The organism is uncultured Amphritea sp., from assembly GCF_937127095.1.
Classification (GTDB): Bacteria; Pseudomonadota; Gammaproteobacteria; order Pseudomonadales; family Balneatricaceae; genus Amphritea.
On record NZ_CAKZLP010000050.1, the window covers coordinates 54,302 to 71,682 of the forward strand.

Below are 17,381 nucleotides of genomic sequence, written 5' to 3' on the forward strand. Positions count from 1 at the left end.
TGCAACCTTAGGAAAGATATCTGTCATGAATGCAATTAATATAGATGCCGTTGTTGAACTGGTGCAGAGTGTTAAAGAGCAAATTGCTGCTGGTCAAGAGCAAGAGCCGTTGATTCAGCAGGCTGCTCAGCAAATTGCTGATTTACTGCGAGACAGTGGCGCAAATGAGGCAGATATTCTTGCAGTTCTGATGTTTTTAGAGCAGGTGCTTGAAAAACCTGAAGACCCCGGATTAATCGAAGATTTTCAGCTGTTCTTAAATAATACGTTTTTAGATGATACTGCAGCAGAATTAACCGGCCTGATACCCGTTGCTGCAGAGACTACACCTCAGGGCGAAAATCTCGCAACCGGCGGTGGTTCGGGCTCAGGTAATGCTGCGGATAGAGGTTCTGCAACAGGTTCTGATACAGCCACTGTCCCGCCATCAGACCCTGCTAATACTCCTGCTGATAGTCCAGATGTTGTCTTTTTTAAGCCCCCTGCTGATTTGGGCTTTCCTGAATTAACGGGCCTGACGTCAGAACAAATAACTGGCAGGCCGGCAGCCCAGACAGCTGCTGAAGTCTCTTATCTGACACTGGATGCGAATAACCCCTCTTCTACTGGTGCTGGCCAGCAAGGAGCAGAAAACACCTCACTGACGACGGAAAGTTTTGTTTATGGTGATTCCTCGGCAGGAGGGGGCGATGTTCCTCCAGTTACGAATTTATCCAGTGATTATTCGATCAGTGCTCCTGTTGCATCATATGAAGAGGGAACGTCAGGTTTAGTAACCCTGGTGTTTGAGGTTAACAGAACCAATCCGGTCACTGATACTCAGATTACATGGCGTCTGGCAGAGGCGCTGGATGCCGTCACTGTTACTGGCACTGTTGACTTCGTCATTGGGCAAACAATGGCGGTTGTTGAAGTCTCTGTGAATGCGGATAAATTAATTGAATCTGATGCTGATTATATTGTACTGCTCGAAAGTCTGGATCCGAGCGTGCGCATTATCGGGCCACAGGCTTCAATACGACTTATTGATGATGATGGCACCGTCAGTATTGCCGTGGATCAAACCAGTATTGAAGAAGGCAGCACCGGCACCAGCCAGCTGCTGACCTATACGGTCACCCGCACCAATACCGTAAATGCCTCCAGCGTTGATTGGGCGCTGACCGGCCTGGATGCCGCTGACCTTGTGGCAGGCCAGGCCCAAAGTGGCAGCCTGATCTTTGCCGCCGGTGTAGCGGAACAGACCTTCACCGTCGAAGTGTTGGGCGATAAAACGATAGAAGCGGATGAACTGCTCAGCGTGAGCCTCTCCAACCCCGGTGACAACCTGACGCTGGGCACGGTAACGCAAGCGGATACCGCGGTGACTAACGATGATGGCACCGTCAGCATTGTTGTTGATCAAACCAGCATTGAGGAAGGCAGCATCGGCACCAGCCAGCTGCTGACCTATACCGTCACCCGCACCAATACCGTCAATGCCTCCAGTGTTGACTGGGCATTAACCGGCTTGGATGCCGCTGATCTGGTACAGGGCCAGGCCCAAAGTGGCAGCCTGATCTTTGCCGCCGGTGTAGCGGAACAGACCTTCACCGTCGAAGTGTTGGGCGATAAAACGATAGAAGCGGATGAACTGCTCAGCGTGAGCCTCTCCAACCCCGGTGATAACCTGACGCTGGGCGACGGGTCTCAGATCGATACTACAATCGTTAACGATGACGTATCCGTGTCGATCAGTGTTGATCGTACCGAGGTTCTTGAGGGGGCTAATGGTGACGCAACACTGTTGACTTATACCGTTTTAAGAGGCACCACGGTGGGTGGGAATAGTGTTGATTGGTCGATTAGCGGTGTGGATCAGACTGATCTGTCTAACGGTCAGCCGATGAATGGCACGATCAATTTTGCCGACGGCCAGGACAGCTTGACGTTTACAGTCTCAGTTGCAGGTGATCGTTCGATCGAAACCGACGAGAACTTGCTGGTCACTTTGTCAAATCCGGGTGATAACCTTGAGATTACGACTCCCTCGGCTACCACGAGGCTCACTAATGATGATGGTGAAGTGGGCATTTCCGTGAGCCCTGTGAGTATATTGGAAGGCGATTTGGGCGGTAGCCAGACGCTAACCTATACTCTGACACGTGATAATTCATTAACCGCCAGCAGTGTTGAGTGGGCCCTATCGGGTCTTGATCCTCTGCGTTTCGGCGGAACATTGCCCAGCGGTGAAGCGACCTTTGCTGTCGGCGAAAATAGTACGACGGTTGAGCTGACAGTGAATGGGGATCGGGTGATTGAGCCCGATGAAAACTGGACACTGACATTAAGCAGCCCCGGCGATAACCTTAATCTTGATGCGACAGCCAGCAGTGCCAGCGCGGTAGTTCAGGATGACGATGCGCTTATTTCCATTGCTGCGACTCAGGTACGGGTTGATGAAGGGCAAGAGGGCGAGGTGACCGATGTTATCTTCAAAGTCACCCGGACATCGGCTCTTGAAGCGACAACCGTTGATTGGCGTGCGACGGGAGGTGATGTCGATGCCAGTGACTTTGTCGGTGGGACACTTCCTTCTGGCTCGCTGAGTTTTGCTGCCGGTGAAACAGAGCAGTTTGTGACGGTGCAGATCTCTGGTGACCGGACATTGGAATACGATGAAACGGTCACCGTTGTGCTTGAAAATGCGGGTAATAATGCCTCTATTGGTGTTGATTCTGCCAGTGCTATCGTTGCGACTGACGACATTGGTTTTGGCATCTTTGCTGATGTAACCGATGTGGTCGAGGGTGCTTCGGGTTCTCAAACGGCCATCACCTTTACGGTTGTTCGCTCTTCGGTGCTTGATGAGGCATCCAGCATAGATTATCGCTTGATTCCAACCGGTGATAGCGGTGTTGATTCTGCCGATTTTGTTACCGGACAGGATCTGCTAAACAGCAACGCAGGCCGGCCCAGTGGTACTGTTAATTTTGCACCGGGTGAAACAACACAAACCGTTACGCTGTATGTGCAGGGTGATGCGATACCTGAAGCGAATGAAACCTTTAGTATTATTCTGGCTAATGCACCGGGTAACGCTCAGATTATCTATGGTGAAATTTCAGGTCAGGTACGAAGCGATGAGATGCAGTACAGCATCGCTGCGGTTACCGCTTCAACAATGGAAGGCACCGGCGAAGGGGGAACAGCACAGTTTCTTGTAACCCGGGTCGGCGACACCTCTCAGGCATCGACAGTTGGCTATCAGATAACTGGCGTGGGTGAAAACCCCGCCGATGCCAGCGATTTTGATGGTGGTGTTTATCCATCGGGCAGCGTTTCTTTTGCACCGGGTGAGTCCACTCAGCTAATCGATGTGTTGCTATCTGGCGATACGCAGCTGGAAGGATTTGAAACCTTCGCTGTGACTCTGTCAGCGCAGGATGATAACACGCTCATAACCACTGCCACGGCTAGCCATACTATTGATCCTGATGATGCAGCCGTCTCTATTGAGGCGACTAATACGATATTGAAAGAGGGTTCATCGGCGACCCAGGATCATACTTTTACACTGACACGCACCGAATATGCGGGGTCGGCTATTACCGTGAACTGGAGCCTCGTCGGCACCGGAGCTAACCCTGTTGATGCAGATGACTTTGGCGGTACGTTGCCATCTGGCACGATTACTTTTGCTGCTGGCGAAACGCTTAAGACGCTGACAATTACCCCATCGGCTGATACTTCATTTGAAGGTAATGAAGGCTACGGTATTGTTCTCACCACGGGTTCAGAGGGTTTCGTACTGCTAAATGATACGGCGGCTGGGGTGGTGCTAAATGATGATGTCGGTTTGACATTGGAAGCTACCAATCTTGATGAAGTGGAGGGTAACCCCGGTAGTCTTTCGCAAATTTCATTTACAGTACAGCGCACTGGTGATCTTAACTCAGTGACCTCTGTTGACTGGACGCTGGTGCCTGATGCGGTTGATGGCATATCTGCCGCCGATTTTGCTGATGGTGCGGCGGCGCTGTCTGGTTCATTAACCTTTGCCCGGGGTATCAGTAGTCAAGTGGTTAATATTACCCTGGCAGCAGATAATGATCTTGAGGTTGATAAAGGCTTTAGTGTCCAGCTGAGTAATCCAGATCCTGCTATTGGCACTGAAATCCTGGTGGGCGAGGTCAGTGGTAGCATTCTCAATGATGATGCCGTCTTTAGTCTGCTGCCTTTGAGTGCTGTTACCGAAGGTGATAGTGGTAGCAAAACAGTCACTCTGACAGTTGAGCGCAGCGGTGATCTGTCTGGTATCGATAGCGTTGAATACTCGCTGGCGGCTGCTGCAGGCTCAACTATTTCCGGGGCTGACTTTGTTGGCGGTACATACCCTTCAGGTACGCTAACCTTTGCCCCTGATGAACTGAGTAAATTGATCAGTTTCGATATCGTCTCTGACTCGGTTGTCGAAGACGATGAGAGTTTTGTTGTCACGATTAATAACCCTGCCCCAGGGGCTACCGTTGACGCGGGTGCCAGTGAGGCGACGGTTGTCATTAGCAATGATGATGATCAACTGACGCTATCGGCCGCCTCTGCTGATCTTGCAGAAGGTGAGAACGGCACCACGACTGACTTTACGTTCACTATCAGCCGCAGTGGGTTTACCGATAAAGCCACCAGTATTAGCTGGAGTGTGCTTGGCTCAGGGGCTAATGCTGCCAGTGCTGATGATTTCCTTGATGGCATACTACCGAGTGGCGTCGTTGATTTTATTGCCGGGCAAACCAGTGCGACGATTACGGTTACTGTGCAGGGCGATTTCCTGAGAGAAGCGGACGAAGCTTTTGACGTTGTTTTGGGTTCCCCTGCTGATGGCACCGATGTTGTTGTCGGCTCAGTGGCAGGTCAGATTCGTAATGACGATACCGGTTTGGTGATTGCGCCTACCACAACGGATCTCGCTGAAGGTGATAGTGGCTCAAATATTCATGTGTTTACCGTGTCTCGAACAGGTACAACCACAGGTACAACAACCGTCAACTGGACAGTGTCAGGTGATGTGGATGCGGCCGACTTTGGTGGAACGTTGCCTTCTGGTGTGCTTAGCTTTGCCGATGGAGAATCAAGTAAAACTATCGAGTTAGCAGTAACCGGGGATTCAGATATCGAGGCAGATGAGTCTTTCTCTGTCACCTTATCCGGTGCCAGTGGTAATGCTGATATCGAGACCGCTTCAGCTTCTGGCACTATCCTGGCCGATGATATTCAATTGTCTATCGAAGCGCTGGCTGTTTCGGTTGTTGAAGGCACGTCGGGTAGCAATCAGGTTGTGCAGTTTAGCGTAACCCGTTCGGGTGATTTGGCGTCAGCGGTGAGCGTTGACTGGGCGGCTACCGGACTGACTGCAGACGACTTTACTGCAGGCGTTCAGTTTAACGGGACACTCGCTTTTGCTGCTAATGAAACCAGCAAGCTGATCAGCTTAACGCTCGCGGGTGATAATACACTAGAAACAGATGAAACCCTGTCTGTTGCGCTGACAAAACATGCAGGTGATGCGGTCTTTGATCGCACCTGGCTGGGCACTGATACGGCTACCACTGACATCATTAATGATGATGTGCAACTAACTATCAGCGCTGATAGCGCCGCGATTGTTGAGGGTAATACCGCCGATGCGGCGAGTACACCGTATACCTTCACCATTACACGCAGTAGTTTACTGGGGCCATCATCGGTTGATTGGGCTGTTCAGGTGGCTGGCGGGTTATCCTCTGCTGCACTGAATGATTTTGTTGCGGGTCAGGATGCGCTCGGGTCAAACAGTGCTCTGCCTTCGGGTACCGCCGTGTTTGCTGATGGCGAACTTACACAACAGATTACAGTGAATCTGGCCACTGATGATAATGTCGAGCAAAGTGAAGCGTTCAGCGTTGTTCTGAGTGTCTCTGACGCGGATAACGTCGATCTGTCATCACCGTCTGCTAGTGGTTCTATTAGCAACGATGATTCGGGCTTCTCTATTTTTGCTGCAGACAGCGTCAAGGCCGAGGGCGATAACAACACCACGACGTTCACATTTGAGGTGGTGCGGGCTGGCGATCTGTCTGGTGCCGCTTGGGTTGACTGGGTGGTTGGCGCAAGCTCGCAGAACCCTGCCGATGCCGATGACTTTGGCGGAACCTTCCCGCAGGGCACCTTAAATATTCCGGCTGATACCGATACAGTTACCCTGAGTATTGAGGTGTCCGGTGATACCCTGGCAGAGTTTGCTGAAGGGTTTATTGTATCGATCAGTAATGCGCGTTTGCAGGCCGGTGGGGCGCTGGGTATATCGGCTGAGACTAATACCGCAGTCGGTAGCATTGTTAACGATGATCAGAATTTTGCTGTGACTGCCGCTAACGCCAGTCTGGCCGAGGGTGATAATAGTACGCAGGAGGTTGTCTTTACGATTACCCGCGCGGGCGATCTGTCAGGGACTGCCAGTATTGACTACGCAGTTACCGGTAGTGCGGGTGTTGATAGCGATGACACGACTACAGCGCTGCCATCCGGTGCGCTGACGTTTGACCCCGGCGTAAGTGAATTAACGGTATCGGTGTTTGTTAAGGGTGATCTGTTTGGTGAAGACGATGAAACGTACACTCTGACACTGAATAACCCAAGTGTAGGGGTTATTACCGGTGCGACTGCCGCCACGGTGGTGACTAACGATGATGCCAGCTATGAGGTGTCTGCGCCGTCGAATGCCTATGAAGGTGATGCCGGCGTATCAACTGCATTCTCGTTTATTGTCAGTCGCAGCGGAGATATCAGTTTAGCCGGTACCGTTGAGTGGGCAGTGCAGGCTGCAACAGGCCTGACTGCTGGGGATTTTGTTGCTGGGCAGGATGCGTTGGGTAACGGCGGTTTACCCAGTGGCGTCGTGTCATTCGCTGCAAATGAAAACAGCCAAACCATAACCATCAATGTTCTAGGCGATCTGAATCTGGAAAATGATGAGACGCTGTCAGTGCTGTTCTCTAACCCAACCAATGGCATCTTCCTGGATCAGTCCGGTGCGCAGGTCAGCACCGTCACAGAGTCCGCGACGATTCTGAGTGACGATGATAGTTTCAGTATTAATGCGCAGACGGACTCTACATTCGAAGGACATTCAGGTGACAGCATCCTGACGTATACCGTCAGTCGCACCGGTTCTCTGGTAGGTGCCCGGGATTTAACCTGGACCATCACCGGAGTCGATGCCACGGATCTTGCTGACGCTCAGCAGATGACCGGCACGGTCAGCTTCGCTGATGGACAGGATACAGCGGACATCGAGATTACCCTTAAAGGGGATACGGTCACCGAAGCCGACGAGACTTTAACCGTGACGTTATCGGGAGAGCCTGCTAACTCGGTTATTGGGACCGCTGCAGCGAGCACCGATATTCTCAATGATGATGCCACGCTGTCGATTGCGAATCTATTAGCGGATAAAGTTGAGGGCAATAGTGCTGTTGCGGTCACAACCGGTGAAGTGCCTGGGGATAATACCTCAGGGTTCTCTGTCGGTTCAGACGGTACCTATCAGGGTGAGATTGGTGATGGTGGTTTAGATTGGACAGATACTGATTGGTATCGTGTCAACTTAGTTGCCGGACATGAGTATAAAATCAGAAGCGAAGGCTCGGGTAGCGGTAACGGTAATACACTGCTCCCTCCCCGTATCAACGGTGTATATGATGTTGATGGAAATTATCTAGGCGGCGTGGCGAACACCTTTACTGGCTCACCGAGTTATACCGCTGAAACAACATTTGCCCCGGATACCTCAGGTAGTTACTTTGTGTCTGCTGCTTCCTATTCTGGAGGCGGATTCGAAGGTATTTACACCTTACGCATAGAGGATTTGACTGATCCAGGCGCTGATGTCAGTTATAACCCGGTGACCCTGGTGGACTACACTTTCACACTGACCCGCAATGGTTATTTGGATCAGGAAAGCAGTGTTGAGTGGCGTGTCGGTGGTGGTGATGATGCGGTCACTACGAGCGACTTCTACGGTACAGTTGATACGCTGGGCGACAATAGTGGTCTGCCCAGTGGTAGCGTCTCTTTTGCCGTTGGTGAAACCACTAAAACCCTGACGGTGCAGATATTGGCTGACTCGGTTCTTGAAGCTGATGAAAGCCTACAGGTGACGCTATCTGATCCAAGTACCGGATCTGTTATCGGCACGGCAGTGGCGACCGGCGTTGTTCGCAACGATGATGCTGAGTTGAATATCACCGCGGGTACTGCAAGCTTGTCTGAGGGTGATGCAGGTCATGGTACCGGTGTGGCATACACCTATACCGTCACCCGTACGGGTAATACCGATCAGGTGACCACAGTCGATTGGAACGTAGCTCATGGCACCACTGATATCAATGATTTCAGTAATGGTAGTAATGCCAATATTACTCCCAGCGGCACCCTGACATTCAGTGCTGGCGAGACCTCGAAAGAGATTACGGTCTACGTGTCTGGTGATACCGGCGTGGGCAGTGTTGAAACAGATGAAACCTTCAGTATACAGCTCAGTAATGCCAATTCCGGCAGTTCGTTAGGTGCTAATGGTTCGTTTAATAGCACCATTCTCAACGATGATGCAAAGCTGGTGTTGACCGTTGATGATTATGAAAAGGCCGAAGGTAAGACCGGAGAAAATACGGTATATAACTATACCGTCAGCCGAGAGGGTTTCCTGAATCAGACCACCGCGTTCAACTGGAACGTCAATGATGCGGAAAGCATAACCCACTACAATAATGGCGGCGTTTATGACCATACGCCATCACAGCGATGGGAGTATGATGCTGACATAACCGACTTTGGTGGCAGTTTCCCTACGGGAGGCAATATCACCATGGCGAGTGGTGATGAAACGGCTTCTTTTGCGGTGACAGTGCCTGGTGATAATACCGTTGAGGATGATCAGTGGTTTGTCGTTAATATCGCCGCGACCAGTGGTTATGATGAAGTTGTTGTTAAGTATGATGATCCGAATGAGACGGATAATACAACGCTCTTTAGAACCTATAACAATAACTATAGCGGAAATTGGACCTATTATTACGATAATCAGGAAGTAAGCAGCGCTAGTAACAACACTACGGCTGATAAAAACTACCTGTTTACCTCCATTGAGCGCGATGAAGCTATTTTCTATCTGAGTGATCGGGAAGTTGCCGACGAGACAGTTGAAACGCTGTCTCCAGGCAATGATCTGTATCAACGGAATGAAGGCGATACTGCTGCCGATGGGGGTGCAGGTTCGATAACCGTTAATGTTGGGGGAACCGATTACGCCTATGTTGAACATATTTTTGCGGTTCAGCGTCAGGTGGCAACCGCGGGTGAGGCAACTGTCGATTGGCGTGTTAGCACTTACTATAATGATCCGGTCGAAGTTGATGATTTCGTTGATCTGACTTTTGATGTGAATGGTGTGGTTACTGCTGCCAGTGTGTCGACTGCGTTTCCTTCGGGTACGGTGACATTTGCCGACGGTCAGGAGTGGGCGTATATCAAGTTTTATACGCTTGCGGATGATGTGGGTGAGTATGATGAAAGCTTCAGTGTCTATCTGGAAAATCCAAGTGCGGGTTCTTCAGTGTATAGCCTTGATGATGTTGGTGATCGTTATAGGAATACAGGATATATCAATAACGACGACACTCGTTTTGATGCTGCTGCAAGCGACACCATTGAAGGGGGCACAGTCACCTTTACGATTACCCGCGATGGCGATACCCGTGGTACGGATACGGTAGACTGGTTCATCACCTTCACGGGTAATGAAACGACTAATGAAAGTACCAGCGATGAGTCGACCTGGTACAAGCTGGATCCATCGGATGTTAATACCCCTGTTCCAGGCAACGGTACCGCTACATTTGATGCGGGTAACAATCGCTGGACGGGCTCGCTGACCTTTACTGATGGTGAAACCTCTAAAATCATTACCATGGACACCATAGACGACAGCTGGCCGGAAAGTTGGCGAGAAAATATTGCCATCACCCTAGGTAACGCGAACAACGTTGATGATGGCGAGGTCAATCATGACCTTGAAACAGCCACAGAGGGATATACGGATTCGGCATGGGTGTATGACAATGAGCCAGACCCGATTCTGACGCTGACGGTCGACAACACCTCTGTATTTGAAGGTACGGCTGCCAATCCTGTATACAATGATCAGAATACCGGGAATACGGTTACCTTCACTATTACCCGTACTGACCAGCAAGACGATACGCTTGACTATACCTCCACGGTAGCCTGGTATCTCAGTGGTTCAAACATTAACAGGGGCGACTATGGAGATATTAAAGACTATGGTGCGGTCAATAGGGCTTATGAGTACAACAGCGGCTCTACCTACGGCAATGTCTATTTTGCTGCCGGAGAAACCCAGAAGACCGTTACAATTACCTTTAATGGCGATGACTTCGTCGAAAATGATGAAACGCTGACTTTCCGCCTGATGGAGGCTGATCAGGCAGAAAGCTCTTACTATGATATTTATGGCGGTGCCGCGGATCAAAATGGCTATGGTCCTGCCAATATCGATACCAGCATTGAAAATAATTACATACAGCAGCAAGTGGTCATTAAGAATGATGATGTACGGCTGTGGGTTGGTGGCTGGGATACCAACGGCAGTGATGCCGGGGGCTACAACACCAACCTGAATGTCAGTGCTTATGAGGGCAATCCCCTCTCATTTACCATGGTTCGTGCTGGGCGGATGGATAACGATGTCACGGTGGGCTATGAAATTATTACCGGTAGTGCAACCGCCGGCGATTTTGTGACTACCAGTGGCACCTTTACACTTGACGCTCAAGCCTACAGTTATAGTAGTGGTTACACCTATAATGTATCGATAGAGGATCTGCTGACCGACGATACACTGGTTGAGACCAATGAAAACTTTACCTTAAGGCTGACCACGCCGGGCGATGCAGAAGGCTCCTATGTCCGTTTCCAGAGTTATGCGATCAACACAACCGCATGGAATAACGGTTACAGTGGCAAGTCGACTACCTTGGATCTTGCTGCCACGCTCTACGATGACGATACCACTTACACCCTGACACCCGCGAGTACGAGTCTGGTCGAGACCGATACCGGTTCCAGCCAGACGTTCTCCTTTACGGTTGATCGTGCCAGCACCGGCTACAATGGTGCGGCAACGCTGAAATGGCGGGTTGAAGCGGTCGGTGCAGGCACTGATGCTGACGACTTCAGTACATCGGACTCATTAGGCACGAATAACGGGCTGCCAAGTGGCACCGTTTCCTTTGCCGATGGTGTTTTGACTAACCAGTTCAGTGTTGTGGTGTCAGGCGACATTATTGCTGAGAATAACGAACAGTTTCGGGTGGTGTTGTTTGAAGATACGTTAACAGCGCCTAATCCGGACATTACTAATGCCCACAGTATTGCCAGTGCAGCGTTGACTATCCTGACGGATGATACCGGTATCAGTATTGCTGATGCACAGATTGCCGAAGCGGACTCAGATCAGACACTCACCTTTACCATCACCCGCAGTGGTGATTTGAGTGGCAGCTCAACAATGAACTGGAGCCTGGTGAACGTCTCCACGGCGGCGAGTGATTTTGTGGGCGCGACAACCGGCGCGATCAGCTTTGCGGCGGGTGAGAACAGTCAGCAGATTCAGGTGACCGTTGCCGGGGATATCACGCCGGAACAATCCGAAAGCTTCACTATTCAGCTGAGTGATATTGTCAACGTTGATGAGGTGATCGACAGTTCGGCTGCGGGCACCATTCTTAATGATGATAGTAGTTTCTCGATCCAGGCGGGCGCTGCTGCTGTGGAAGGTACGGCACAAACCTTTACCGTGACACGTAGCCATGATACGGCGCAATCACAAACGATTAACTGGTCGGTCAGTGCTGGGACAGATACCGATACAGCTGATTTTAATGGTAGTTTCCCCACCGGATCAGTGACTTTCGCTACCGGTGAGCTGAGCAAGACCTTTACGGTAACAGCGTTTGATGACGCCAGCGCCGAAACCCCTGAGGGTTATGTGGTCGATATCAGTCTGGGGGCTGGTACCAGCGGCGATACCATAACCACTGCGTCTGCAGTTGGTCAGATTCTGGACAATGATGCAGAGTTCAGTATCGTTGCCAATGCTGCGACCGAGCTGGAAGGTAACAGCGGCAGTCGCTCTCTGACCTTCACCGTGGACAGTGTATCCGGATACGGTACTGTGAACTGGTCCTTATCAGGCGCAGCTGCACTAACGGAAACCGATTTTATAACGGTGGACGACTTGGGTAATAACGGCGGGCTACCGAGTGGCTCACTGACATTTACCGGCGATCGTTATCAGACGATTACCATTGAAGTGAGTGGTGATGAGACGTTAGAGGCCGATGAACCTTTCACCCTGACGCTATCCGATGCGGCCTCGACAACGGCTGGAACGGCAACGATAACAACGGCTACCGCTTCAACAACGATAGTGAATGATGATTCGACACTGTCCATCAGTGCTGCTGACGCGGTTAAGGCTGAGGGTGATTCAAGCCTGACAGCCTTTACCTTTACTGTCGCTCGCACAGGCTATTTAGCGACCGCGGCAACGGTTAATTATGCCGTGACGGGTAATGGTGCCCAGGCTGCCGATGGTGATGACTTTGGTGGTGCTTTGCCGTCGGGTACGCTGAGTCTCGCGGCGGGTGAAGCGTCAACGACATTAACGATCTATGTTAGTGGTGATATCGCCGGCGAGTTTGATGAAGGCTTTACTGTCACCCTGAGCGATCCGAGTGAGGGGGTAACGATCACTCAGGACACCGCAATAGGGACGATCCAGACCGATGATGTGGTGTTTGATATTGCCGCACCGGCCAATCCGGTGGTGGAAGGCGATACGGGTACGACGACTTACTTCGACTTTGTTGTAAGCCGCAGTGGCAACCTCGATGCCAGTCAGACACTGACATGGAACGTTGCTGGTATCGGTGATAATCCGGCTGCCGTCAGTGATTTTGATGCGATTACCGGCACCGTAACATTCGATGTTAATGACACAGAGCAAACCATTCGAGTGCCCGTCACCGGCGACTACCTGGTTGAAGATAATGAAAGCTTCCGTGTTACGCTGACCGGCCCTGACGGTATTCACTTTATCAATGACACCGCCGATGCGGTGATTACCGATGATGAAACCGCTGTGAATATTACGGCTACGGATGCTTATAAAGCAGAAGGGCAGGATGGCGATCTGACTTATTACACCTTTGTTATCAGCCGTGAAGGGAATAAAGCTCTTGCCGCTGATGTGGACTGGAGCCTAACTCTGCCGCAGGGGCTGGATTCAGCGAGCCTGGATGATTTTGTGGCGGGCCAGGATACGTTGGGTGTGAATAATGGCTTACCTTCAGGGTCTGTGAGCTTTACCGCCGGTGATACTGAATCTAAAACCATTACGATTGGCGTGCTGGGTGATCTTCTGGTTGAACCGGATGAGCTCTTTAATATTGAAATTTCAACCAGCTCAATTGGTCACGGGGTCGTCGATGGCAGCGCCACCGGCACCGTGGTCAGCGATGATCTGGCATGGACGGTTAGTGCTACCACTATTCCGGTGGAAGGTGACAGCAATAGTGAATTTGTATTCACGGTTTCGCGCACCGGCAGCCTGTCAGCGACAACTCTCGATTGGTCTGTTGCCGGAAGTGGTGCTGATGCCGCCACTGCAAGCGATTTTGTCGGCAACTTTTTACCTTCTGGCACGCTCACTTTTGTTCAGGGGCAGGTCAGCCAGACATTTATCGTCAATATCAGTGGCGATAACCAGCTGGAAGCGGATGAAGGGTTTACGGTTTCACTAACGCCGCCGACCGATGGGCTCAACCATACCTTTGCTCAGCAAACCGCGGATGTCACCATCGCCAATGATGATGATGTTATGTCCATCGCAGCGCTGAATGCTGATCAGATTGAAGGTTCTGGCACTAACACAGGCTTAACCTTCACGGTAACGCGGGACGGCAGCTTTGATGGTGTGTCTACGGTTGGCTGGCGCATTATCCATACGGATACGTCGGCGGCTGACTTTGACGCAACTTCTGGGGTGGTTGAATTCGCAGACGGCGAGTCCAGCCAGGTGTTGTCCATCAATGTTATCGGAGACCGCAATGTTGAGGCTGATGAAGGGTTTACGGTCGAGCTCTACGATGCAGGCAGTGGTAGCACGATTGCCGGAGCGGCAGGCAGTGCCGCTGGACTGATTAGAAATGATGATGTTGACCTGGTCCTGAGTGGCGTGGTGGCGAGTGCTGTCGAGGGTGACGAATCCAGTGCCGGATCGACAACCTTTACGGTCAGCCGTAGTGGCGATCTGACCGCAGAAACCACGGTGGATTGGCAAGTGGTTGCCGGTTCGGCTACCGCTGCTGACTTTGCCGGCGCTGTTTTACCTTCCGGCAGTCTCACGTTTATGGCGGGTGAAACCAGTAAAACCATTACCGTTGACCTCGCTGCAGATGGATTGGATGAAGGCAATGAAACCTTTAATGTTGAGTTAACCAACCCGAGCAATGAAGCCGATATCACTGTCGGCAGCGTGACGGGTACGATTGTTGATGACGATGATACCCTGACCGTGGTTGCTGTCTCTGGTCCTCAGACTGAAGGGGATAGCGGAAGCCGGGCATTTACCTTCCGTGTTGATCGCACCGGCACCACTACCGGTGCTGCCAGTGTTGGCTGGAGTGTTGCCGGTACTGGTGAGCACCCACTCGAGTTAAGTGAGTTTGTGGATACATCGGGCACCGTGGTGTTTGCCGATGGTGAGACCAGTAAAACATTCACGGTTGAGGTTTATGGGGATAACCTCGGTGAATATGACGAAAGTTTCACCGTATCGCTTGATAGCCCCAGCTTTGGCTCCACCATTGCTGATGTTACCGCACAAGCTACGGTCTTGAACGATGATGCGGTTTTAACTATCGCCGCCGATCAGGTATCGCGTAATGAAGGTGCTGATGGCGTTGAAACCGTGTTTACTTTTACGGCGACCCGAAGCGGTGATGTCAGTGGCGCGGGCAGTGCCGTCTGGTCGGTACAGCCGAGCGGCGATAACCCGGTGAATGCTCTCGATTTTGGTGGCTTCTATCCTTCCGGGGTGGTTGGCTTCAGTCCGGGCCAGCAAACCGCGACCATTAGTGTTGTGGTGATGGGTGATGATATTGGTGAGTTTGATGAATCATTCACCCTGGTTCTGTCTGAACCCGATGGTGTGGATATACTTCAGGGCGAGGCTAGCACTGAGATTGCAAACGATGATACCGGCGTCTCTGTATTTGCTGTGGATGCAGAAAAAGCAGAGGGTGACCTGGGTGAAACCAGCAGCTTCACTTACCGTGTTGAACGTGTCGGCGACTTGTCACCGACTACCATTACCTGGGCAGTTGAGGGTTATGGCAGCTATCAGGCGGGTGCTGATGATTTTGTCGGTGGAGTAATGCCATCGGGCAGCATTGAGTTTGCACAAAATCAAGCGTCTGCTGAGATCGTTATTGTGGTGGCCGGTGATAATGAGCCCGGTCAGGATCAGACTTTCAGAGTGGTCATTGATGGCGATAATCTCGTTAATGATGTCGCTCTGGGCGTGATACAGAATGACGATAGTCTGATGACGATTGCCAACGCCGGTGCAGCGAGTCAGCTGGAAGGTGATAGCGGTTCGGTTATTTATGAGTTCACCGTGACACGCAGTGGAGCGGTTGACAAAGTTGATACAGTCGAATGGGTTGTGGTCGGCAATGGTGGTAATCAGGCCGATGCCAGCGACTTTATCGGTGGGGTATTGCCAGGCGATATAATCACCTTTGGTCTTGGTGAAACCAGTAAAACGATATCAGTTGAAGTTGCGTCGGATATGGTCACCGAGGTGAATGAAGGTTTTGCTGTGCAGTTGCAAAATCCATCTCAAGGGGTTGCTCTGGATACCAATGCCAGTCAGGCGACTGCCACTATTATCACCGATGATGAAGGTGTGATTCTGCTGGGGCTTGATGTGGAACGGTTTGAAGGCGAAGCGGGGACTCAAACCCAGTTTACCTATCAGATATTACGCTCGGGTAATACCGATAACCCGGTAACGATCAACTATGCCATCAGTGGTGATGTGGATCAGGATGACTTGGTTACCGCGTTAAATGGCACTATTACCATGGCCGCCGGTGTGAGTAGCCAGCAGTTTGTGGTGACAGTGCAGGGTGATGATCTGATCGAAGCCGATGAAACGTTCAGACTGACGCTCAGTGGTGCTGATCTTAATATTGACAGCACGCCGGTGGATAGCACTATCCTCGCCGACGAGCAGGGCGTTAGAATTGTGGCGCGAGAATCAGCAGTTGTTGAAGGCAGTGCTGGCGGTATTACGCAGATCACGTTTGATGTTATCGCAACCGGTGTAAACGGCAGCACTCAGGTTGATTGGGGGCTGATCGGGACTGGCGGTGCTGATGTCTCGGCAAGTGATTTCAGTGGTGGTGTATTGCCTACCGGTTCACTGGTGTTTACCGCCGATGGTACTCAATCAGTGACGGTAGAGCTCAATCAGGATCAAACCGTTGAACTGGATGAGTTGCTGACGGTTGAAATTGACAGTGCTATGACGCTGTTGAATAGCAGTGCTGCGACACAGATTACGGATGATGATGTGGCGGGTGATGGTGATGATGTTGTCGAAGGCAGCAATCAGGCTGACACCTTGCTGGGGCTGCTGGGTGGCGATCAACTTTACGGTTTCGCCGGTGGTGACCGTCTGGAAGGCGGCGATGGTGATGATAGTCTATGGGGTGGAGAAGGCACCGATGTGCTGATTGGTGGTGCGGGTGCCGATCGCTTTGTGTTTGAAGCTCCGACTCATGGCATGGATGTTATCAGAGACTTTGCCGCAGCAGAGGGTGATACTATCGTACTGAATAGTCAGACTTTTGCAGGTATTCCGGGCCTGATGACTAAAGCGCTCGCGTCATTTGAAACCGATGTCAGCACCACGCTTGGGGTGCTGGCATCTCAGCCGGATGCCGATCTCTATGTTGTCAATATGAATGCTGACTTCAGCTTTGATAATGGCGCAGCCGGAAATCTTGATGAGCTTGAGGCCGCCATGACCAATGGTGATCATACGGGTGCGGGCTTGTTCCTTGTGTCTAATGGTGCGCAGACACGCTTGTATTACGATGCTGATACCAATGCCGGAGACGATGGTAGTGGTTTGATCGCGGTGGCCGAGATGACCTCTGTTGCTGATGCCACCACCGTCGATGATGCGATTATCACCGAGTCACTGTAGGGTA

1 protein-coding gene is annotated in these 17,381 nt (G+C 51.3%); it reads left to right on the forward strand.

All coding sequences use genetic code 11. From position 1 onward, the window contains the following. Nucleotides 1-25 precede the first annotated feature (25 nt). Entirely contained in the window at nucleotides 26-17,377 is a 17,352-nt protein-coding gene (locus Q0499_RS11235) for a Calx-beta domain-containing protein (RefSeq protein WP_299199344.1), read from the forward strand. Nucleotides 17,378-17,381: the final 4 nt, after the last annotated feature.